Genomic DNA, 24,431 nt, shown 5'->3' on the forward strand with positions numbered 1-24,431 from the left:
AGACGTTCCGAAGGGGCTCGGGGAAAGGGGATACGCGCTACCCGACGGTTTTCGTGTGCAACGCTTTTCGCATTTTCGCGTGCCTTCCCGGCACGGGCGTCCGATCCTGCCGCCCGGGGAGCGCCGACCCCCTTCGACCGGGAAAGTTCCACTGAATGTCCCCCAGCGAGTTCGTTCCTCTTTCGGCCGCGCAGCAGAGCGTCTGGTACGCCCAGCAGCTCAATCCCGAGGTGCCGATCTGCATCGCGCAGTACATCGAGATCGAGGGACCGCTCGACCCTGCGCTGTTCGACCGCCTCGCGACCCTGGGGACCCGCGAGTTCCCGGGTATGCAGATCCGGTTGACCGAACGCGACGGGACGCCGTTCCAGACCATTGCCACCGACACCCTGGCGGCCATTCCCACCCTCGACTTCTCGGCCGAACCCGACCCGCGCGCCGCCGCGGACGCCTGGATCCGCGCCGACATGGCCGCCCCGATGGACCTGTACGGCGAACGCCTCTACACCATGCGGGTCCTGCGCCTCGGCCCGGAGCTGCACCGCTGGTACCTGCGCGCGCACCACGTCGCGGTGGACGGCTTCGCCGGGTCCATGGTCAACGCCCGGATGGCCGAGGTCTACAACCTGCTGGTCGCGGGCGGCGAGTACGAGCCGCGCGAGCGCGGCGACTACCGGGCGCTGCTCGCCGAGGACGCCGCCTACCGCGCGTCCGAGCGGTTCGCGCAGGACCGCGCCTACTGGACCGAGCGGTTCGCCGACCTCCCCGAGGTCGTCACGTTCACCTCGCGGACCGCGCCGCCGACCATGGACTTCCTGCGCAGCTCCACCACGCTGGACGCGGCGGGCAGCGCGGAGCTGGCCGCCGCCGCGCGCCGCCTGCGCACCGCGACGCCCGGCCTGGCGATCGCCGCGACCGCCGCCTACATGGCCCGCGTCACGGGCGTGGACGAGGTCGTCCTCGGCCTCGCGGTGACCGGCCGCACCACCGAGCTGGCCCGGACGACCCCGACGATGATGTCCAACATCGTCCCGCTGCGGGTGACCGTGGACCCGGGCCTGACCGTCGAGGAGCTGACCCGCTCGGTGTCCCGGGCGACCGCCCGCGCCCTGCGGCACCAGCGCTACCGCGTCGAGGACCTGCGCCGCGACCTCGGCCTGCTCGCCGACGGCCGCCGCCTGTACGGCGCGATCGTCAACATCATGCCGTTCGACTACACGGCGGACTTCGCGGGCAGCCGCGCCACCGCGCACCCCCTCGCGCTCGGCCTGACCGAGGACATCGCGTTCAACGTCCACGACGGTCTGGACGGCCGCGGCACGCGCATCGACCTGGACGGCCACCCGGCCCTGTACTCCGCCGACGAGCTCGCCGCGCACCACGAGCGGCACGTCCGGTTCCTGCGCACGCTCGCCGCCGCCGACCCGGCCACCCGGATCGGCGACCTGCCGCTGCTCACCGGCGACGAGCGCGCCGAGCTCCTCACCCGCTGGAACGGGCCCGAGACCGGGCGTCCCGCCGCCACCGTCACCGAGGTCTTCGCCAAGCGCGTCGCCGAAGCGCCGGACGCGCCCGCCCTGGAGACCGCCGACGGCGCGGTCCGGTTCAGCTACGCCGAGCTGGACGCCCGCACCGACCGCCTCGCGCGCCGGCTCGCCGGGCTCGGCGTCGGTCCCGAGCGCCCGGTCGCGACGCTGCTCGACCGGTCGCCCGAGATCGTCGTGTCGTCCCTGGCGATCCTCAAGGCGGGCGGTCACTACGTGCCCGTCCACCACTCCTTCCCGGCCGACCGGGTGGCGTGGCTGATGCGCGACACCGGCGCGACCGTCCTGCTCACCGACCGCGCGATGCTGGACCGCAACCCCTGGCTCGCCGACGCCCACCACGCCGGGATCACGCTGCTCGTCGTGGACGACCCGGCGCCGGACGACCCGGCGTCGGACGCTTCCGTCCGGCTCGGGGATCTCCCGGCCGCCCACCCCGATCAGCTCGCCTACGGCATCTTCACCTCCGGCTCCACCGGCCTGCCCAAGGGCGTGGGGGTCAGCCACCGGGCGGTGGTCGACTACGCGACCGACTCGCGGACGCGGATGGAGCCCGGCGACCGGATGCTGCTGCACTCGGCGCACGCGTTCGACGCGTCCACGCTGGAGATGTGGCGTCCCCTGCTCGGCGGCGCGACCGTCGTCGTCGCCGCGCCCGGCATCGTCGACGCCGACGTCCTCGACCGGACGATCCGGACCGGCGGCGTCACGTACCTGTTCGCGACGACGTCCCTGTTCAACCTGGTCGCGGCCGAGCGGCCCGCCGCGTTCGCGCCGCTGCGCGTGCTGGAGCTGGGCGGCGAGGCGGGCTCGGCCGCCGCGATCGCGCGCGTCCTGGACGCCTGCCCCGGCACGGCCGTCCTCAACGCCTACGGCCCGACCGAGGTCACGACCTACACGACCCTGTTCGAGACGCGCGGCGCGGTCGCGGCGGACGACCCGTCCGTCCCGATCGGCTCGGCCCTCGACGACACCCGCCTCTACGTGCTGGACCGCGCGCTGCGGCCCGTCCCGGTCGGCGTGCCCGGCGAGCTGTACGTGGCGGGCGCGGGTGTGGCGCGCGGCTACCTCAACCGGCCCGGCCTGACCGCCGCCGCGTTCGTCGCCTGCCCGTTCGGGCCGCCCGGCGAGCGCATGTACCGCACGGGCGACCTGGTCCGGCTGCGCCCGGACGGCACGCTGGAGCACCTGGACCGTGCCGACCAGCAGGTCAAGATCCGCGGCTTCCGGATCGAGCTGGGGGAGATCGAGGCCGCGCTGGCCCGGCACCCGGACGTCGCGCACGCCGCCGTCGTCGCCCGCGAGGACCGGCCCGGCGGCAAGCGGCTGGTCGGCTACGTCGTCGCGGCCGGCGCCGCCCCCGACCCCGCCGAGATCCGGCGGTTCGTCGCGGGCGTGCTGCCGGAGTACATGGTGCCGAGCGCCGTCGTCGTGCTGCCGACGCTGCCGCTCACCGGCAACGGCAAGCTCGACGTGCGGGCGCTGCCCGCGCCGGACCCCGCCTCGGGCGACCGCCCGTTCCGCGCGCCGCGCACCCCGGTCGAGAGGACCCTCGCCACCCTGTTCGCCGAGGTCCTGGAGCTGGACCGGGTCGGCCTGGACGACGGGTTCTTCGACCTCGGCGGCGACTCGATCATCGCGATGCGGCTGGTGTCGCGGGCCCGCGCCGCCGGGCTCGCGCTGTCCCCGCGCGATGTGTTCCAGCGCCCGACCGTGGACGAGCTGGCCGCCGTCGCGACCGCCGCCGAGCCCGAGGCGGCCCCCGCGGCGGACCCGGTCGGCGAGGTCCCGGCGACGCCGATCATGTGCTGGCTGCGGGAGCTGGGCGGCCCGGTCGCCGGGTTCCACCAGAGCGTCCTGCTGCGCACGCCGCCCCGGCTGGGCACCGACGCGCTCGCGCGGGCGCTCGGCGTCCTGCTCGCCGAGCACGACGCGCTCCGGCTGACCCTCGCCGACGACGGGACGATGGAGATCCCGGCCACCGTGCCGAACACTGCGCCGGACGCCGCCGCGCTCGTCCGCCGAGTGGACGTCCAGGGCCTCGACGTGGACGAGGTCGCCGCCGAGGAGCTGACCGCCGCGCGCGACCGGCTCGACCCGGCGTCCGGGACCAACGTCCAGCTCGTCTGGCTGGACGCCGGCGACGACCCGGGCCGCCTGCTCGTCGTCGTCCACCACCTCGTCGTGGACGGCGTGTCCTGGCGCGTCCTGCTGCCCGACCTCGTCGCCGCCTGGGCGGGCGCGGACCTGCAACCCACCGGGACGCCGTTCCGGGACTGGGCCCTGCGCCTGCCCGCAGAGGCCGCGGCCCGCGCCGGCGAGCTGCCGCTGTGGCGGAGCATCCTCGACGTCCCGGACGTGCCGTTCGGCGCGCGTCCCCTCGACCCGGCCCGCGACACCCACGGCACCGCCCGCTCCCTCACGGTCGCCCTCGACGCGGCGACGACCCGCGCCGTGCTGACGACCGTGCCCGCCGCGATCCACGGCCGGCCGTCCGACGTGCTGCTCACCGGCCTCGCCCGCGCGGTCGCGGCCTGGCGCGGCGACGCGAGCCCCGTCCTGGTGGACATCGAGGGGCACGGCCGCGAGGACCTGTTCCCCGGCGTGGACCTGTCCCGCACGGTCGGCTGGTTCACCAGCAAGTACCCGGTGCGGCTCGACGCGTCCGCCGACCTGCGCGAGACCAAGGAGCGGCTGCGCGCGATCCCGGACAACGGCATCGGCTTCGGCCTGCTCCGCCACCTGCACGACGGGGCGCGCGCCGAGCTGGCCGCGCTGCCCGTCCCGAAGATCGTCTTCAACTACCTCGGCCGGATGGAGACCGGCGACGGCGACTGGAGCGTGTCGTCGGTGTCCGGCGGCGCGGACGACGCGCTGCCGCTCGGCCACGCCCTGGCCATCGACGCCCTCGCGCCCGCCGCCTTCGGCGAGCTGTCGGTCACCCTGACCTGGGCGGACGGCGTGCTCGACGAGGCCGGCGTCCGGGCGCTCGCCGACGCCTGGTTCACCGCGCTGCGCGACCTCGCGGTCGCGGGGGAGTCCGGCCACACCCCGTCCGACTTCCCGCTCGTCGCCCTGGATCGCGCCGACGTCGCCGAGCTCGACCGGACCGTCCCCGGCCTCGTGGACGTCTGGCCGCTCGCGCCGCTCCAGCAGGGCCTCTACTTCCACGCGCTGCTCGACGCGTCCGCGACCGACGTCTACACCGGCCAGCTCGTCCTCGACTTCGACGGCGACCTCGACGTCCCGGCCCTGCGGGACGCCGCGTTCGAGCTGCCCGCGCGGCACCCGTCGCTGCGCACGGCGTTCACGCAGACCGTGTCGGGGGAGCCCGTCCAGACCGCCCTCGGCCAGGTGCCGGGCGACGAGCTGTGGCGCGAGACCGGCGCGGACGAGGCGTCGCTGCCCGCGCTCATGGCGGCCGAGCGGACCCGCCGGTTCGACCTCACCCGGCCGCCGTTCCTGCGGTTCACGCTGGTGACGCTGGGGGAGCGCCGGTACCGGCTGCTGCTCACCTTCCACCACATCGTCCTGGACGGCTGGTCGATGCCGACCCTCGCCGCCGAACTGCTCGCCCTCTACACCGGCCAGGTCCCGCCGCGCGCCCCCGACTACAAGGACTACCTCGGCTGGCTCGCCCGGCAGGACCGCGCCGAGGCCGGCGCCGCCTGGAGCAGGGCCCTGGACGGCCTGCCCGGCGGCACGCTCGTCGCGCCCGGGGCGCCCGACACGCCGCCCGGCCTCCCGGAGAAGATCCGCGTCCCGCTCGGCGCGGAGCTGTCCGAGGCGGTCGCCGGGACCGCCCGCCGCCTCGGCGTCACCGCCAACACGGTCGTCCAGGCCGCCTGGGGCCTCCTGCTGGCCCGGCTGCTCGGCCGCGACGACGTGGTGTTCGGCGCGACCGTCTCGGGACGCCCGATGGACCTGCCCGGCGTCGAGCGGATGATCGGCCTGTTCATCAACACGCTGCCCGTCCGCGTCCGGCTGGACGCGGACGAACCGGCGGCCGGACTGCTCGCGCGCCTCCAGGCCGAGCAGGCCGAGCTGATCCCGTTCCACCACCACGGCCTCGGAGACCTGCACCGCCTCGCCGGAGTGCCCGCGCTGTTCGACACCATGACGGTGTTCGAGAACTACCCGCTCGACTCGTCCCTGCTCGGCGCGGAGATCGGCGCCGGCGCCCGGCTCGCCGGGGCGGACCTGCTCGACTCCACGCACTACCCGCTCACCCTGGACGCCGTTCCCGGCGCCGAACTCCAGCTCCGGCTGGGCTTCCGCACCGACGTGTTCGACCGGCCCACGGCCGAGCTGCTGGTCGCGCAGCTCGTCGGGCTCGTCCGGGCGCTCGCCGAGACGCCCGACGCGCCCGTCGGGACGCTCGACCTGACCGGCGACGCCGGCGAGCTGCGCGAGGCGTTCGCGGCGCTCGCCGCGCAGGACCCGTCCGCGACGCTCGCCGCCGCGTCCCGCTCGGCCGCCGCGCCGGTCAGGAAGCTCGTCGCGTACGTCGTCCCCGCGCCCGGCGCGACCCTCGACCCGGAGGAGCTGCGCGCGCACGTCCGCGAGCACCTGCCCGAGTCGATGGTCCCGGCCGCCGTCGTGGTCATGGACGAGCTGCCGCTCACCCCGAACGGCAAGGTCGACACCAAGGCGCTGCCCAAGCCGGTGCTGACCGTCCCGCTGCGCGAGTACCGCGCGCCGCGCGACGACCGCGAGACCGCCGTCGCCGCGATCTTCGCCGAGCTGCTCGGGGTGGACCGCGCCGGGCTCGACGACGACTTCTTCGACCTCGGCGGCGACTCGCTGATCGCGATGCGGGTCGTCAGCCGCGTCCGGCGGGCGCTGGGCGTCGAGCTGCCCGTCCGGGCCCTGTTCGAGCACCCGACCGTCGAGGCGCTCGCCGCCCGCATCGGCGCGGCGGCGGGCGGGGAGGCGGCCGAGGCGACACGGCCGGCGCTGACGGCGCGTCCGCGCCCGGACATCGTGCCCCTCTCGCACGGGCAGCAGCGGCTCTGGTTCCTCAACCGGTTCGAGGGGCCGTCCGCGACCTACAACATGCCGGTCGCGCTGCGGATCCGCGGCGCGCTGGACGAGGCCGCGCTGCGCCAGGCGATCGCTGACGTCGTCCGGCGCCACGAGTCGCTGCGGACCGTCCTGCCCGACACCGACGGCGTCCCGCGCCAGCTCGTCCTCGCCCCCGACGACGCCACGCCCGAACTCTCCGTCGTCGAGACGACCGAGGCCGAGCTGCCGGTGCGGCTCGGTATGGCCGCCGGGCACGCCTTCGACATCTCCTCCGAACCGCCGCTCCGCGCCTCCCTGTTCCGCCTTTCGGCCGACGAGCACGTCGTGCTGCTGCTGATGCACCACATCGCGGGGGACGGCTGGTCGATGGCGCCGCTCGCTCGCGACCTGCTCACGGCCTACGTCTCGCGGGCCGCCGGCGACGCGCCGTCGTGGGCGCCGCTGCCCGTGCAGTACGCCGACTACACGCTCTGGACGCGGGAACTGCTCGGTTCCGAGGACGACCCGTCGTCGCTGGTCTCCGAGCAGATCGCGTTCTGGAAGTCCGCGCTGAACGGGTTGCCGGAGGAGCTTCCGCTCCCCGCCGACCGTCCGCGCCCGGCCGAGGCGTCCTACCGAGGCGGGACGACCCGCTTCACGCTGCCGCCCGCCACGCACGAGGCGCTGCTCGCGGTGGCCCGCCAGACCGGCGCGAGCCCGTTCATGGTCGCGCAGGCCGCGTTCGCCGCGCTGCTGACCCGGCTCGGCGCCGGGACGGACGTCCCGATCGGTTCGCCCATCGCGGGCCGCACGGACGAGGCCCTGGACGACCTCGTCGGCATGTTCGTCAACATGCTCGTCTTCCGGACCGACACGTCCGGGAACCCGACCTTCCGCGAACTGGTCGGACGCGTCCGCGAGACCGACCTCGCCGCCTACGCGCACCAGGACGTCCCGTTCGAGCGCCTCGTCGAGGTCCTCAACCCGCCGCGCCACCTCGGCCGCCACCCCCTGTTCCAGGTCGGCCTGACCTTCCAGAACAACCCCGAGGCGCGGGTCGAGCTGCCCGGCTTCACCGCCGCGCCCGAACGGCTCGACGCCGGCGTCTCCCGGTTCGACCTGCTCATGGTCCTCACCGAGCGGACCGGCGCGGACGGCTCCCCGGCCGGGCTGGACGGCGAGCTGGAGTTCGCGCTCGACCTGTACGACCCGGCGACCGCGTCCGCGCTGGCCGCCCGCTTCGAGCGCTTCCTCACCGCGCTGCTCGCGTCGCCGGACGCCCGCGTCGGCGACGTCGAGGTGCTCGACCCGGCCGAGCGCCGCGCGATCCTCGACGACTGGGCGGGCGGCTCGGCTCGTGCCGCCGAGCGCACGACGATCCCGGCGCTGTTCGAGGCGCAGGTGGCCTCGCGTCCGTCCGCGGCGGCGGTGACGTTCGAGGGCCGCTCGTGGACGTACGCCGAGGTCAACGCGGCTGCGAACCGCCTGGCCCGGCACTTGGTCGCGCAGGGCGTCGGCCCCGAGCAGTTCGTCGCGCTGTCGTTCCCGCGCTCGGCCGACCTGGTGATCGCGATCCTGGCCGTGCTGAAGACGGGCGCCGCGTACGTCCCGATCGATCCGGACTACCCGGCCGACCGGATCGCGTACATGATCGAGGACGCCGCCCCGGTCCTGACCCTGACCAGCATCGAGGTGGACGGCGACTACTCGTCCGAGAACCTCGATGACGTGGTGATCTCGCCGGACAATCCGGCGTATGTGATCTACACGTCGGGTTCGACGGGTCGTCCGAAGGGCGTGGTGGTCCCGCACCAGAACGTGGTGCGCCTGCTGCGCTCGACCGAGGAGTGGTTCTCCTTCGGGCCAGACGATGTGTGGACGCTGTTCCACTCCTATGCGTTCGACTTCACCGTCTGGGAGCTGTGGGGTTCGCTCCTCTACGGCGGTCGGCTCGTGGTCGTCCCGTACCTGACGTCGCGTTCGCCGGACGAGTTCCTGAAGCTGCTGGCCGCCGAGAAGGTCACGGTTCTGAACCAGACGCCCTCGGCGTTCTACCAGCTCATGGCCGCCGACCGGGAGAATCCGGGCACCGACCTGGCTCTCCGCTACGTCGTCTTCGGCGGCGAGGCGCTTGAGCTGGGCCGTCTGGACGACTGGTACAGCCGTCATGCCGAGAACGCTCCGGCGCTGGTCAACATGTACGGGATCACCGAGACCACGGTCCACGTCTCGTACGTCGAACTCGATCGCACCTACGCGGCGACCGCGCCGGGCAGCGTGATCGGTGTCGGCATCCCTGACCTGCGCGTTTACGTGCTGGACGAGCGGCTCCAGCCCGTCCCGGCCGGTGTGGCCGGCGAGCTGTACGTCGCGGGCGCGGGCCTCGCGCGCGGTTACCTGAACCGGCCCGGTCTGACCGCCGAGCGGTTCGTCGCCGACCCGTTCGGTGCTGAGCCGGGCGCGCGCATGTACCGGACGGGCGACCTCGGTCGCTGGCTGGGCGACGGCCGGCTCGAATACCTGGGCCGTTCCGACCAGCAGGTTCAGCTCCGGGGCTTCCGGATCGAGCTGGGCGAGATCGAGTCGGCGCTGGTCAGGCACGAGACGGTCGCCGACGCGGCCGTGATCGTCCGGGACGAGAAGCTGATCGCCTACGCCGTCCCCGCCACGCCCGGTACCGCCCTCGATGCCGCTGGCCTGCGCCGCTTCGTCAGCGCGACGCTTCCCGACTACATGGTCCCCGCGACCGTGGTTCCGCTCGACGCGCTGCCGCTGACGGTCAACGGGAAGCTCGACCGCAAGGCGCTCCCGGAGCCCGAATTCCAAGCCAAGACCGACTCGCGCGCACCCCGCACGCAGGAAGAAGAGATCCTCGCGGCGCTGTTCGCCGAGGTTCTCGGGCTCGAAGGAGTCGGCATCGACGACGGGTTCTTCGACCTCGGCGGCGACTCGATCATCGCGATCCAGCTCGTCTCCCGCGCTCGCCAGCAGGGCCTGGCGATCTCCCCTCGGGAGGTGTTCCAGCACCAGAGCGTGGCCGAGCTCGCGGCGGTTGCGCAGCCGGTCGGCGCGGACGAGCGGGTCGAGGCCGAGGAGCCGGGCGCGGGCACCGGCCCGGTTCCGGTCACGCCGATCGTCGGGTGGCTGCGCGACCGCGTGGGCGGCGACGCCTCGCTGATCTCCGGGTTCCACCAGGCGACGCTGCTGGTCACGCCGCCCGGCCTGGGCGTCGAGCGGCTCACCGAGGCGTTCCGGAGCGTCCTTGACCATCACGACATGCTCCGGCTCACGCTCGACGTGGACGGCGAGGACTGGCGGCCGGTCGTCCGGCCCGCCGGGAGCGTCGAGGCGGACGGCCTGGTCTCCCGCGTGGACGTCGCGGGCCTGTCCGCCGACAAGCTCCAGGAGACCGTCGCCGAGCAGGTCGCGGCGGCCCGGGACGCGCTCGACCCGGCGCGCGGCGAGGTCGCGCGGCTCGTCTGGCTCGACGCGGGCGAGGAGCGCGGGCGCCTCCTGGTCGTCCTGCACCACCTCGTCGTGGACGGCGTGTCCTGGCGGATCGTCCTGCCGGACCTCGTCGCGGCCTGGGCGGGGATGGAGCCGGCCCCGGTCCCGACCTCGTTCCGGCGCTGGGCGGAGAAGCTGGCGGACGCCGCGTCCGACGAGGCCGTCACCGGCGACCTGGACGACTGGCTCGACATCGTGGACGGCCCGAAGCAGGATCTCGCCGACCGTCCGCTCGACCCGCGCGTGGACATCGCGGCCCGCGCCGCCTCGGTCCGGCTGACGCTGCCCGCCGAGGTCACCGCGCCGCTGCTGACCGACGTCCCGGCCGCCTACCACGGGCGCGTCAACGACGTCCTGCTGACCGGGCTCGCGCTCGCCGTGACGCACTGGCGCCGGCGGCGCGGCGGGCGCTCGACCGGCGGCGTGCTCCTCGACCTCGAAGGGCACGGCCGCGAGGACGTCGTGCCGGGCGTGGACCTGTCCCGGACGGCCGGCTGGTTCACCGCGATCCATCCCGTCCGGCTCGACCCCGGCACGACCGACTGGGCGGAGGTCGAGCGCGGCGGACCGGTCGTCGGGACGGCGCTGAAGAAGGTCAAGGAGCAGCTCCGCGCGGTCCCCGGCGGCAGCGGCCTCGGCTACGGCCTGCTGCGTTACTGCGGCGACGCCGGCCAGGCCGCGGAGCTGGCGGAGCTGCCGCCCGCGCAGCTCGCGTTCAACTACCTCGGACGCGTCGAGTCGGGCGGCGACGGCGACTGGGCGGTCGCGCCCGAGGAGCTGCCCGCCGGTGAGGACCCGCGCATGCCGATGGCGCACGCGCTGGAGGTCAACGCCGTGACCCGCGACCTGCCGTCCGGGCCGGAGCTGACCGCGGTGTGGACCTACCCGGACGGCCTGCTCGGCGAGGACGACGTCCGCGACCTGGCGGAGACGTGGTTCGCGGCGCTGCGCGGCCTGGTCGCGCACGCGGCGTCCGGCGACGCGGGCGGGTTCACCGCGTCCGACCTGCTGGTCGACCTGGACCAGAGCGAGATCGACACCCTGCAAGAGGCGTGGAGGAACAGGCTGTGAACCGGGGGGACCTCGAGGACATCCTGCCGCTGTCGCCGTTGCAGCAGGGTTTCTTCTTCCACGCCGTCCTCGACGACGCGGCGTCCGACGTGTACACCGCGCAGCTCGTCCTGGACCTCGACGGTCCGCTCGACGCGGCGGCGCTGCGCCGGTCGGCGGAGGCGCTGCTGCGCAGGCACGCGAACCTGCGGGCCGCGTTCTGGCACGAGGACCTGTCCAAGCCCGTCCAGGTGATCCCGCGGTCGGTGGACCTGCCGTGGGAGGAGACCGACGCGGCGGACGGCGCGGAGGCGGACGCGGTCGTCGCGCGCGAGCGGCAGCGCCCGTTCGCGCTCACCGAACCGCCGCTGCTCCGGTTCGTCCTGGTCCGGCTCGCGGCCGACCGGCACCGGCTGATCCTGACGAACCACCACATCCTGCTGGACGGCTGGTCCACGCCCGTCCTCGCGACCGAGCTGTTCCTGCTGTACGTGCAGGGCGGCGACGACGCCGGGTTCCCGCGCGTCACCCCGTACAAGAACTACCTCGCCTGGCTCGCCAAGCAGGACCGCGCCGCCGCCGAGGTCGCCTGGCAGAAGGCGCTGTCCGGCCTGGACGAGCCGTGCCTCGTGGCGCCGGAGGCGGCCGGGCGGCGGCCCGTCCCGCCCGGCAGCGCCGTCACCGAGCTGGAAGAGCGGTTCACGCGCAAGTTGACGCGCGTCGCGCGCCGCCACAACGCCACGCTGAACACCGTGATCCAGGCCGCGTGGGGGATCGTCCTCGGCCGGATGCTCGGCCGCGACGACGTGGCGTTCGGCGCGACCGTCTCGGGGCGTCCCGCGGACCTGCCGGGCGTCGAGCAGATGATCGGCCTGTTCATCAACACGCTCCCCGTGCGCGTGCGGTTCCGCTCGGACGAGCCGTTCGGCGCGCTCGTCGAGCGGCTCCAGGAGGAGCAGACCGACCTGCTCCCGCACCACCACCTCGGCCTCACCGACATCCAGCGCGCGGCCGGGCACGGCGGCGCGCTCTTCGACACCATGACGGTGCTGGAGAACTACCCGTTCGACCCGGCGAGCATGGACGGCTCGCTGAACGGCGTCCGGATCACCGGCGCGGACGCCTACGACGCGACGCACTTCCCGCTGTCGCTGGTCGCCGCGCCCGGCCCGGACCGCATGGCGCTTCGCCTGCACTACCGGCCCGACGTCTACACCGAGGACGTCGCCGAGGCGCTGCTCGGGCGGGTCCGGCGCGTCCTGGAGCGGTTCGCGGACGATCCCGGGCGTCCGATCGGCGCGCTCGACCTGACCGGGGACGGCGAGCTGGCGCGCTTCGCCGCCTGGAACGACACGGCCGTGACGCCGCGCCCGGGGACGGTCGTGGACCTCTTCGAGGCGCAGGCCGCGCGCACGCCCGACGCCGTCGCGCTCGTCTGCGGCGATCTGTCGCTGACCTACGCGGAGCTGAACGCCCGCGCGAACCGGCTCGCGCACGAGCTGATCGCGCGCGGGATCGGCGTCGAGGACCGCGTCGCGCTCGTCCTGCCGCGGACGCCGGAGATCGTCGTGGCGATCCTCGGCGTCCTGAAGGCGGGCGCGGCGTACGTTCCGGTCGATCCCGAATACCCGGACGACCGCATCGCGTCCATGCTGGACGACGCGAACCCGGCCCTCACGCTCACGCGCGCGCACGAGGCGTTCTCGGCGGACCGTCCCGCAACCGACCCCGCGCGAACGGTCTCCCCGGCGAACGCCGCTTACGTCATCTACACGTCCGGTTCGACGGGCCGTCCTAAGGGCGTCGTCGTCCCGCACGCGGGAATCCTGAACTACTACGACGCGCACCGCGTCCGCTTCTTCGAGCCGGCGGAGGCCGAGGCCGGACGGCGCATGCGGTTCGCGCACCTCGCGTCGTTCTCGTTCGACACCTCGTGGATGGGCCTCCTCTGGATGTTCCACGGCCACGAGCTGCACCTGATCGGCGACGACGTCCGGCGCGACGTCGAGGCGTACGCCGCCTACGTCGCGTCCCGGCGGATCGACCTGGTCAACACGACGCCCTCGCACTTCCAGTCGCTCCGCGAGGCCGGCCTCCTGGACGGCGCGCACCGCCCGTCGCAGCTGCTCATCGGCGGCGAGGCGATCGGCGACGCGCTCTGGGACGACCTGCGCGCCCTCGACGGCGTGACCGTCCGCAACTTCTACGGCCCGACCGAGGCGACCGTCGACACCATGAGCGTCGTCGTCGCCGACGCGCCCCGGCCCACGGTCGGCGGCCCGCATCCGGGCGCCCGCGCCTACGTGCTCGACGCCGCGCTCCAGCCCGCGCCCGTCGGCGTCCCCGGCGAGCTTTACCTGGCGGGCGTGCAGCTCGCGCGCGGCTACCTCGGCCGGACGGCCCTGACCGCCGAGCGGTTCGTCGCCGACCCGTTCGGCGCGCCCGGCGCCCGCATGTACCGGACGGGCGACCTCGCCCGCTGGAACCCCGACGGCACGATCGGGTTCCTCGGCCGCGCCGACGACCAGGTCAAGATCCGCGGGTTCCGGGTGGAGCTCGGCGAGATCGAGACCGTGCTGTCCCGGTTCGAGGGGGTCGGGCAGGCCGTCGCCGTCGTCCGCGAGGACGCGCCGGGGGACAGGCGCCTCGCCGCGTACGTCGTGCCCGCGACCGTGGACGCCGCCGCGCTGCGCCGCCACGCCGCCGCGCACCTGCCCGACCACATGGTCCCGTCCCTGACCGTCCTGCCCGCGCTGCCGCTGACCGTCAACGGCAAGGTCGACAAGCGCGCCCTGCCCGCGCCGGACGCCGCGTCCGCCGGAGCCGGGCGCGGGCCGCGCTCGCCGCAGGAGGAGATCCTCTGCGGGCTGTTCGGCGAGGTCCTCGGCGTCGCGCGGGTCGGCGTGGACGACGGGTTCTTCGAGCTGGGCGGCGACTCGCTCACCGCGACGCGCCTGGTCAGCCGCATCCGCACGGCGCTCGGCGTCGAGCTTCCGGTGCGGGCGCTGTTCGAGGCGCCGACCGTCGCCGGGCTCTCGGCGCGGCTGGCCTCGGCGTCCGGCGCGTCCCGTCCCGCACTGGTTCCGGCCGCGCGCCCGGACGTGCTGCCGCTGTCGTACGCGCAGCGGCGGCTCTGGTTCCTCAACCGGTTCGACGGGCCGTCCGCGACGTTCAACATGCCCGTCGCGCTCCGGCTGGACGGCCCGCTCGACCCGTCCGCGCTCGAAGCGGCGCTGGCGGACGTCGTCGCCCGGCACGAGGCGCTGCGGACGATCTTCCCGGACGTCGCCGGCACGCCCCGCCAGCTCGTCCTGGACCCCGCCGCCGCCCGCCCCCGCCTCCCGGTCACCGGGACGACCGACGAGGAACTGCCGCTCGCCCTCGCCGCGATCGTCGGCCAGGGCTTCGACCTGTCCGCCGAGCCGCCGCTGCGCGCCGCGCTCTTCCGGCTCTCCGCCGAACGGCACGTCGTGCTGCTGGTCATGCACCACATCGCGGGGGACGGCTGGTCGATGGCGCCGCTCGCGCGCGACGTCCTCCTCGCGTACGTGGCTCGTGCCGCCGGCGACGCGCCGTCGTGGGCGCCGCTGCCGGTGCAGTACGCCGACTACACGCTCTGGCAGCGCGCGCTTCTCGGCTCCGAGGACGACCCGTCGTCGCTGGTCTCCGAGCAGATCGCGTTCTGGAAGTCCGCGCTGGACGGGCTGCCGGAAGAACTCTCGCTTCCTGCCGACCGTCCGCGTCCGGCCGAGGCGTCCTACCGGGGCGGCACGTTCACGTTCGAGCTGGACGCCGGGCTGCACGGCGCGCTGCTCGGGCTGGCGCGCGAATCGGGCGCGAGCCTGTTCATGGTCATGCAGGCCGCGTTCGCCGCGCTGCTGACCCGGCTCGGCGCCGGAACCGACATTCCGATCGGTTCGCCCATCGCGGGCCGCACCGACGAGGCCCTGGACGATCTCGTCGGCATGTTCGTCAACATGCTCGTCCTGCGCACCGACACGTCCGGCGACCCGTCCTTCCGGGACCTGATCGCACGCGTGCGCGAAGCGGACCTCGCCGCCTACGCGCACCAGGACGTCCCGTTCGAGCGGCTCGTGGACGTGCTCAACCCGGCCCGCTCCATGGCCCGGCACCCGCTGTTCCAGGTCGCGCTGGCCTTCCAGAACAACCCCGAGGCGACGCTCGAACTCGACGGCCTCACCGGCGGTCCGGTGGACCTCCCGCTCGGCACCGCCAAGTACGACCTCTCGCTCTACCTGCAGGAACGCGCCGACGACTCCGGCGCCCCGGCCGGGATCTCGGCCGGGCTGGAGTACGCGCTCGACCTCTTCGACCCGGACACGGCGTCCTCCCTGGCCGCCCGCTTCGTACGGCTCCTCCGCGAGGTCGTGGACGCCCCCGACGAGCCGATCTCCACCGCCGAGATCATCGACCGCAGCGAACGGCGCACGATCCTGCGCAAGTGGGCGGGCGGCTCGGCTCCGGTCGCCGAGCGCACGACGATCCCCGCGCTGTTCGAGGCGCAGGTCGCGGCTCGTCCGTCCGCTGTGGCCGTGAGCTTCGAGGGCCGCTCGTGGACGTACGCCGAGGTCAACGCGGCTGCGAACCGCCTGGCCCGGCATCTGGTCGCGCAGGGCGCGGGCCCGGAGACGTTCGTCGCGCTGGAACTGCCCCGATCGGCCGACCTGGTCATCGGCGTGCTGGCCGTGCTGAAGACGGGCGCCGCGTACGTCCCGATCGACCCGGATTACCCGGCCGACCGGATCGCGTACATGATCGAGGACGCCGCGCCCGTCCTCACGGTGTCCAGCGTCGAGGTGGACGGCGATTACTCGTCCGAAAACCTCGATGACGTGCACATCTCGCCGGACAATCCGGCGTACGTGATCTACACCTCGGGTTCGACGGGCCGTCCGAAAGGCGTGGTGGTCCCGCACCAGAACGTGGTGCGCCTGCTGCGTTCCACTCAGCGCTGGTTCTCTTTCGGCCCGGACGATGTGTGGACGCTGTTCCACTCCTACGCGTTCGACTTCTCGGTGTGGGAGCTGTGGGGGCCGCTGCTGTACGGCGGTCGGCTCGTGGTCGTCCCGTACCTGACGTCGCGTTCGCCGGCCGAGTTCCTGAAACTACTGGCCGCCGAGAAGGTCACGGTTCTGAACCAGACGCCGTCGGCGTTCTACCAGCTCATGGCGGCCGACCGGGAGAATCCGGGCACTGACCTGGCTCTCCGCTACGTCGTCTTCGGCGGCGAGGCCCTAGAACTCGGTCGCCTCGACGACTGGTACAGCAGGCACGCGGAGGATGCTCCGACGCTGGTCAACATGTACGGGATCACCGAGACCACGGTTCACGTCTCGTACATCGCGCTTGACCAGGTTCATGCGGCGACCGCGCCGGGCAGCGTGATCGGTGTCGGCATCCCTGACCTGCGCGTTTACGTGCTGGACGAGCGGCTCCAGCCCGTCCCGCCCGGTGTGGCCGGCGAGCTGTACGTCGCGGGCGCGGGTCTCGCGCGCGGTTACCTGAACCGGCCCAGTCTGACTGCCGAGCGGTTCGTGGCCGATCCGTTCGGCAAGTCCGGTGAGCGCATGTACCGCACGGGCGACCTGGGACGCTGGCGCAAGGACGGCACGCTCGAATACCTGGGCCGTTCCGACCAGCAGGTTCAGTTGCGCGGGTTCCGGATCGAGCTGGGCGAGATCGAGTCGGCGCTGGTCAGGCACGAGACGGTCGCCGACGCGGCCGTGATCGTCCGGGACGAGAAGCTGATCGCCTACGCCGTCCCGGCCACCCCCGGGACCGTCCTCGATGCCGCTGACCTGCGCCGCTTCGTCAACGCCGCGCTTCCCGACTACATGGTCCCCGCGACCGTGGTCACGCTCGACGCGCTCCCGCTCACCTCGAACGGGAAGCTCGACCGCAAGGCGCTGCCCGCACCCGACTTCCAAGCCAAGATCCACTCGCGCGCACCCCGCACGCAGGAAGAAGAGACCCTCGTCGCGCTGTTCGCCGAGGTTCTCGGCCTCGAAAGAGTCGGCATCGACGACGGGTTCTTCGACCTCGGCGGTGACTCGATCATCGCGATCCAGCTCGTCTCCCGCGCCCGCCAGCAGGGCCTGGTGATCTCCCCTCGGGACGTGTTCCAGCACCAGACGGTCGAGGAGCTGGCGGCCGTCGCGCAGCCGGTCGGTGAGGCGGAGCAGGCCGAGGCGGAGGCGCCCGGCGCGGCGCTCGGCGCGATCCCGCCGACGCCGATCATGCGCTGGTTCGGCGGACTGACCGGCCCGACCGGCGACTACAGCCAGCGGATGCTGCTGGTCACCCCGCCGGACCTCGGCCTTCCCCGGCTGAGCGCGGCGGTCCAGACCGTCCTCGACCACCACGACATGCTCCGCCTGCGCGCCGCCGGCGGAGTGTTCGAGGTGCCCGCGCCCGGCTCCGTGGACGCGTCGCGGCTCGTCCGCCGCGTGGACGTCGAGGGCCTGGACGACGCCGCGCTCAGAAGCGTCCTGCACCGCGAATCCCTGGAAGCGCGCCGACGCCTCGCGCCCGAGGACGGCGTCATGGTCCAGGCCGTCTGGTTCGACGCCGGGCCGGACCGGCGCGGGCGGCTGCTCGTCACGGCGCATCACCTGGTCGTGGACGGCGTGTCCTGGCGGATCGTCCTGCCGGACCTCGTCGCCGCCTGGGCGGGGGCGGAGCTGGAACCCGTCCCGACGTCGTTCCGGCGCTGGGCGCAGAAGCTCGTCGCCGAGGCCGCGAGCCCCGAGCGCGCCGCAGAGGCCGCGCTCTGGCGCGAGATCGAGGCGACGCCGGATCCCGGGCTGGCGGACCGGCGGCTCGATCCGGCGATCGACACGTTCGGCACGGCCCGGCATCTCACCGTCGAGCTGCCCGCCGACGTGACCGGCCCGCTGCTGACCGACGTTCCCGCGGCGTTCCACGCCCGAGCGAACGACGTGCTGCTCACCGCGCTCGCCCTCGCCGTCGCCGACTGGCGCGGGGACGGCGGTTCGGCCGTCCTCGTCGATCTCGAAGGGCACGGGCGCGAGGAGATCGTCCCCGGCGTGGACCTGTCCCGGACGGTCGGCTGGTTCACCTCGATCTTCCCCGTCGCGCTCGACGCGGGCGCGCCGCCCTGGCACGAGGTCGAGGCCGGCGGCACGGCGGTCGGCGACGCGCTCAAGCGGGTCAAGGAGCAGCTCCGCCGCGTCCCGGACAACGGGATCGGCTTCGGCCTCCTCACCGACCAGGGCGAAGCTCGCGAGACCCCGCAGATCGCCTTCAACTACCTCGGCCGGACGGCCGCGGCCGAGGACGGCGCGGACTGGTCGCCCGCCGGACCGGACGACAACGCCGCGCTCGCCGGCGGCCAGGACGACGCGCTCGCGCTCGTCCACGCCCTGGAGGTCAACGCGCACACCCGTGACCTGCCGTCCGGGCCGGTGCTGTCGGCGACCTGGACGTACGCGGGCGGGCTGTTCGACGAGCCGCGCGTCGCGGCGCTCGCCGAGCGCTGGACCGCCGCGCTGCGCGGGCTGGTGGCGCACGTGACCGAGGGCGCGGGCGGCGGGTTCACCCCGTCCGACCTGGCCCTGGTGGAGATCGACCAGGACGAGATCGACGAGCTGGCCGCCGAACTCGACGACCTTTCCGACGGGGAGCTGGATTGAGCGCCGAACCGAAGAAGCCGTCGCAGCTCCAGGACGTCTGGCCGCTGTCGCCGCTCCAGCGCGGCCTGTACTTCCACGGCCGCTACGCCGACTCCGGCGCCGACGTCTACACCGCGCAGGTCGTGTTCGAGCTGCGCGGGAAGCTGGACGCCGCCGCGCTGAAGTCGGCCGCCGCGGCGCTGCTGCGGCGGCACGCGAACCTGCGCGCGGCGTTCCGGCAGCGCAAGGACGGCACGCCCGTCCAGGCGATCGTCCGCGAGGTGCGGACGCCGTGGGAGGAGATCGACCTCACCGGCCGCCCGGACGCCGAGGCCGAGGCGGAGGCGGCGGCGATCGCGGACCGCGAGCGGGCGCGGCCGTTCGACCTGGCCAGGCCGCCGCTGCTCCGGTTCGTCCTGGTCCGGCTGGCGGACGACCGGCACCGCATGGTGTTCACCAACCACCACATCCTGCTGGACGGCTGGTCCACCCCGATCCTCCAGACCGAGCTGTTCGCGCTGTACCTGACCAGGGGCGACGACAGCGGCCTGCCGCGCGTCACCCCGTACAAGAACTACCTCGCCTGGCTCGCCGAGCAGGACCGCGAGGCCGCCGAGAAGGCATGGCACAGCGCCCTGGCCGGCATCGACGAGCCCACGCTCGTGGCTCCCGGCGCGCCCGAGCCGCCGGGCCACGCCGAGCCGGGCCGCGTCCGCCGCGAGCTGGACGCGGGGTTCACCAAGGCGCTCGCCGACCGGGCCCGCGCGCACAACGTCACGCTCAACACCGTCCTGCAACTGGCGTGGGGCGTGCTCCTCGGAAGGCTCACCGGACGCGACGACGTGACGTTCGGCGCGGCGGTGTCGGGCCGTCCGCCCGAGCTGCCGGGCGTCGAGCAGATGATCGGCCTGTTCATCAACACGCTCCCGGTGCGGGTGCGCGTCCGGCCGCAGGACACCGTGGCGCGGGCGCTCGCGAACCTCCAGGGCGAGCAGGCCGACCTGCTGCCGCACCACCATCTCGGGCTGACCGACATCCAGCGGCTGTCCGGCGTCGGCACGCTCTTCGACACGATGACCGTGCTGGAGAACTACCCGTTCGACCCGGAGGCCGCCGGGACGGATCTCGGCGGGCTGACGCTGCACGGCGTCGGCGGCTACGACGCCTCGCACTACCCGCTCGCGCTCGCGGCCGTCCCCGGCGAGCGGCTGTCGCTGCGCCTCGACCACCGCACCGACCTGTTCACCGCAGAGCAGGCCGAGCAGATCATGGACCGGCTGCTGCGCGTCCTGCGCGCCGTCGCCGATGGTCCGGACGTCCCGCTCGCGCGCATCGACGTCCTTTCGGAGGATGAGCGCCGCAAGGTCCTCGGCGAGTGGCAGGGCGAGACGGTCGGACGCGTCCCGGAGACGATCACCGGACGCATCGCCGCCCTCGCCGGAGCCGACCCCGACCGCGAAGCGCTCCGCACGCCCGACGGCAGCGTCTCCTTCGGCGAGCTGGACAAGCGCGCCAACCGGCTCGCGCACCTCCTGCGCGCGCGTGGTGTCGAGCGCGAGACGCGCGTCGCGATGCTCGTCGAGCGGTCGGCGGACGTCGTCGTCGCGACGCTCGGCATCCTCAAGGCGGGCGGCGCCTACGCGCCGATCCACCACAGCTACCCGCGGGACCGCGTGCAGTGGGCGGTCGCCGAGGTCAACGCGCCGGTCCTGCTCGTCGACTCGGCGATGCTGCCCCGCGTCGAGGGCCTGGAGACCGGCGCCGAGATCATCGTCATCGACCGGGAACCGGACCTGGCGTCACGCCCGGACACCGATCCCGGCGTGGACGTCCATCCCGAGCAGGTCGCGTACGTGATGTTCACGTCCGGTTCGACCGGCCTGCCCAAGGGCGCGATGCTCACCCACCGGAACGTCGTGGACCTCGCCACCGAACCGGCGATGCGGAACGGCGCGCACGACCGGGTGCTCGTCCACTCGCCGCACGCGTTCGACGCGTCCACCTACGAGCTGTGGGTGCCGCTGCTCGCGGGCGGCACGTCGGTGCTGGCCCCGCCCGGACGCGTCGACGCCGCCGAGCTCGAACGCCTCGTCGCCGCCGGGGACGTCACCGGGATCTTCATCACCACCACCCTGTTCAACCTGGTCGCCGAGGAGCGGCCGGAGGCGTTCGCCGGGCTGCGCGAGGTGCTGACCGGCGGCGAGACCGGCTCGGTCGCGGCGATGCGCAAGGTCCTCGCCGCCTGCCCGGACACCGAGGTCGGCAACGTTTACGGCCCGACCGAATGCACGACCTACACGACGATCGTCGGGATGCGGGACGCGCTGGCGGACCCGTCCGAGAACACGCCCGTCCTCGGCCGCCCGATCGCCGACATGCGGCTCTACGTGCTGGACGAGGCGCTGCGCCCGGTTCCGCCCGGCGTCACCGGCGAGGCGTACATCGCGGGCTCCGGCGTCGGGCGCGGCTACCTGCACCGTCCCGGCCTGACCGCCGAACGCTGGGTCGCCGACCCCTTCGGCCCGCCCGGAACCCGCATGTACCGGACGGGCGACCTGGTCCGGTGGCGCGACGACGGCACCCTCGAATACGTCGACCGGGTCGACTTCCAGGTGAAGATCCGCGGCTTCCGGATCGAGCTGGGGGAGATCGAGACCGCGCTGGCCGCCGCGGAGAACGTCGCGCACGCCGCCGTCCTCGTCCACCGGGACGCGGGCGTGAAGCGGCTGGTCGGCTACGCCGTCCCGGCAGCCGGAACCGCCCTCGACACCGCCTCGCTGCGCCGGGCGCTCGCCGCGCGGCTGCCCGAGTACATGGTGCCGTCCGCGATCGTCGCGCTGGACACGCTGCCGCTCGGCCCGAACGGCAAGCTCGACCGGCGCGCCCTGCCCGTCCCGGACTTCGCCGAGGCCGCCGCCGGACGCGCGCCGGAGAGCCCCGAGGAGGAGACGCTCTGCGCGGTGTTCGCCGAGGTCCTCGGCCTGAGCCGGGTCGGCGCGGACGTGTCGTTCTTCGACCTCGGCGGCGACAGCGTCACCGCGCTGAGGCTCGTCAGCCGGGCGAAGCAGGCGGGCGTCGAGCTGACGCCGCGCGACGTGTTCACCCACCAGACCGTCGAGCGGCTCGTGAACCGCGCGGACGCCGACGCGTCCGTCGGTTTCGAGCCGCTGCTGCCGATCCGCGCGACCGGCACGAGGCCGCCGCTGTTCCTCGTGCATCCGGCGGGCGGCCTGGCCTGGGGTTACATGCAGTTCCAGGCCCACCTTCCGGCCGACCAGCCGGTGTACGGGTTGCAGTCGCGGGTGTTCACGGGCGCGGAACCCGCCGCCGACGTCGCGGCGATGGCCGCCGACTACGCCGAGCTCATCCGGACCGTCCAGCCGCACGGCCCGTACCACCTGGCGGGATGGTCGCTGGGCGGGCTCATCGCCTACGAGATGGCGTGCCGGTTGCAGGCGGCGGGTGAGGAGGTCGCGCTGCTCGCGCTGATCGACTCCTACCACGGGCAGGACCTCGACTCCGCCGAGCGCGACGTGCTGCCCGAGGTGCTCGGCGCGATCGGGATGGATCCGGCAGCGGTCATCGCGGACGGCGAGCCCGACGTCCAGAAGATCATGGAGCTGCTCGCCGCGCGCGGCGACGCCCTGTCCACCCTCGGCGCGGACGACCTCGTCCGGGTGTTCCGCGCCTACCAGGCGGGCATCCGCCAGGCCGAGACCTACCGGCCCGGCGCGTTCCGCGGCGACCTGATGTTCTTCACCGCGCTCCGGGACCGTCCGGAGGGCGCCCCCGATCCCGTCCCGCACTGGGGCGCGGTCGTGGACGGCCGCGTCACCGAGCATCCCGTGGACGCCGAGCACCACGCGCTGATGGAGCCCGGGCCGGTGGCCGTGATGGGGCCCGTCCTCGCCGCTGAACTCGACAAAGCGCACGCTAACCTGACAAATCCCCTCCCCGGAAGGATCACCCCATGACCAACCCGTTCGAGGACCCCGACGGCACGTACCTCGTGCTGGTGAACGGCGAGGGGCAGTACTCGCTCTGGCCGTCGTTCGCCGAGGTCCCCGCCGGCTGGACGGTCGCCAAGCAGGCCGACACCCGCGCCGCCTGCGTGGAGTACGTCGAGACACACTGGACCGACATGCGCCCGAACAGCCTGGTGGAGGCCATGGGTGGCTGACCCGGCCCCCGACCCGGCCGCCGCCGGCCCGGCTCCCGGCACGGCCGCCGCCGGCCCGGCTCCCGGCACGGTCCCCGAGGCGCGCCCCGGCCCGGGGCCGGTCGAGGTCCCGGCGGTCACCGAGTGGACGATGGAGATGCGCGACCCCGCCCGGCTCCGCCCGGCGCCGCTGCCGTCCGTCGAGATGACCTTCACGCTCGCCCGGGTGCCGTCCCCGGACGTCAACCGCGCCCTCTACGCCGCGGTCGGCGCGCGGGTCTGCTGGACCGACCGGTTCGGCTGGTCGCACGCGGACTGGGCCCGCTGGGTGGACCGGCCCGAGCTGTCCACCTGGATCGCCATGGCCGAGGGCACCCTCGCCGGGTACTTCGAGATCGAGGCCCAGCCGGGCGGCGACACCGAGATCCACCTCGTCGGCCTGACCCCGGCGTTCGTCGGCCGCCGCTACGGCGGCTACCTGGTCGAGCAGTGCACCCGCCGCGCCTGGCAGCGCGGGCGGCTGTGGGCCGAGCGGTCCGGCCCCGCCACGCGCGTCTGGCTGCGCACCAGCAGCCTGGACCACCCGAACGCCATCGCCAACTACCGGCGGCGCGGCTTCACCGTCGCCGCCGAGACGACCCGGCCCAAGCTCGTCCCCGATCCGCGCCTGGCGCCCTGGCCGCTCCCGCACGATCCGCGCCGCGCCGCCGTCCGCACCGCCGGGGACGCGGTCCGCGTTCCCGAGGAAGTCGAGGATCTCGTCCCATGACCTGGTTCCGCTGCGTGGTCAGCCGTCCGTGGGCTCCGCTCCGCATGTTCTGCTTCCCGCACGCGGGCGGGTCGGCGGTCTTCTACCGGAGCTGGGCCGAGGCGGTCGGGCCCGCGGTGGAGGTGCACGCCGTCCAGTACCCGGGCCGGGCCGACCGGATCGCGGACGCGCTGATCCCGGACGCGCACCGGCTCGCGCGGCTCGTGGCCGGGGCGATCGCGCAGCACGCCGACCGCCCGGCCGTGCTGTTCGGGCACAGCATGGGCGCGCTGGTCGCCTACGAGACGGCGCGGCTCATGCGCGAGCGCGGCCTGCCGCTGGCGCACCTGTTCGCGTCCGGGGCGCGCGCCCCGCAGGCGTGGGACGACCTGAGACGAAGGATCTCGACGCTCGACGACGACGGCGTGGTGGCCGAGATGGTCGCGCTCGGCGGCTCCGACGCGGACGCGCTGCGCGACCCCGAACTGCGCGAACTGGTCCTGCCGTACGTCCGCAACGACTTCGCGCTGGTCGAGTCGTACCGGCCGCGCGAGGACGCGCCGCCGCTCGACGTCCCGGTCACCGCGATCGTCGGCGACGCCGACCCGGACGTGCCGGTCGAGAAGGCCGAACGGTGGCGCGCGACCACGTCCGCCGGGTTCGCCCTGAAGGTGCTCCCCGGCGACCACTTCTACTTGCAGCCCCAGCGGGACGCGGTGGTCCGCGAGGTGCTGGCCCGGCTCCAGGTGCCCGCCTCGGGGCACTGA

Annotated in this window: 6 protein-coding genes; all 6 read left to right on the top strand. The window is 74.1% G+C overall.

The genetic code is table 11. From position 1 onward, the window contains the following. Positions 1–155: 155 nt before the first annotated feature. Genes ACFPCY_RS21145 through ACFPCY_RS21170 form a run of 6 tightly spaced genes read left to right on the top strand, consistent with a single transcriptional unit; the run spans position 156 to position 24,431 of the window. Positions 156–11,126: an amino acid adenylation domain-containing protein gene (locus ACFPCY_RS21145; RefSeq protein ID WP_378257680.1), complete on the top strand. Its 10,971-nt coding sequence runs from the start codon at positions 156–158 to the stop codon at positions 11,124–11,126. Then, positions 11,123–18,778 (top strand): amino acid adenylation domain-containing protein, encoded by a 7,656-nt coding sequence (locus ACFPCY_RS21150; RefSeq protein WP_378257683.1) that lies wholly within the window; start codon positions 11,123–11,125, stop codon positions 18,776–18,778. The genes ACFPCY_RS21145 and ACFPCY_RS21150 overlap by 4 nt, the downstream gene beginning before the upstream one ends. After that, entirely contained in the window at positions 18,775–22,731 is a 3,957-nt protein-coding gene (locus ACFPCY_RS21155; RefSeq protein WP_378257685.1) for an amino acid adenylation domain-containing protein, read from the top strand. Before ACFPCY_RS21150 ends, ACFPCY_RS21155 begins: the two co-directional genes overlap by 4 nt. Further along, positions 22,728–22,937 (top strand): MbtH family protein, encoded by a 210-nt coding sequence (locus ACFPCY_RS21160; protein WP_378257687.1) that lies wholly within the window; start codon positions 22,728–22,730, stop codon positions 22,935–22,937. The genes ACFPCY_RS21155 and ACFPCY_RS21160 overlap by 4 nt, the downstream gene beginning before the upstream one ends. Then, a complete protein-coding gene (locus ACFPCY_RS21165; protein WP_378257690.1) occupies positions 22,930–23,685 on the top strand; it encodes a GNAT family N-acetyltransferase in 756 nt (251 codons plus the stop codon). The genes ACFPCY_RS21160 and ACFPCY_RS21165 overlap by 8 nt, the downstream gene beginning before the upstream one ends. Next, the gene (locus ACFPCY_RS21170; RefSeq protein ID WP_378257692.1) at positions 23,682–24,431 is read left to right on the top strand and encodes a thioesterase II family protein; all 750 of its coding nucleotides are present in this window, start codon (positions 23,682–23,684) and stop codon (positions 24,429–24,431) included. Before ACFPCY_RS21165 ends, ACFPCY_RS21170 begins: the two co-directional genes overlap by 4 nt.

It is taken from the genome of Actinomadura gamaensis, from assembly GCF_042652125.1.
Taxonomy (GTDB): Bacteria; Actinomycetota; Actinomycetes; order Streptosporangiales; family Streptosporangiaceae; genus Spirillospora; species Spirillospora gamaensis.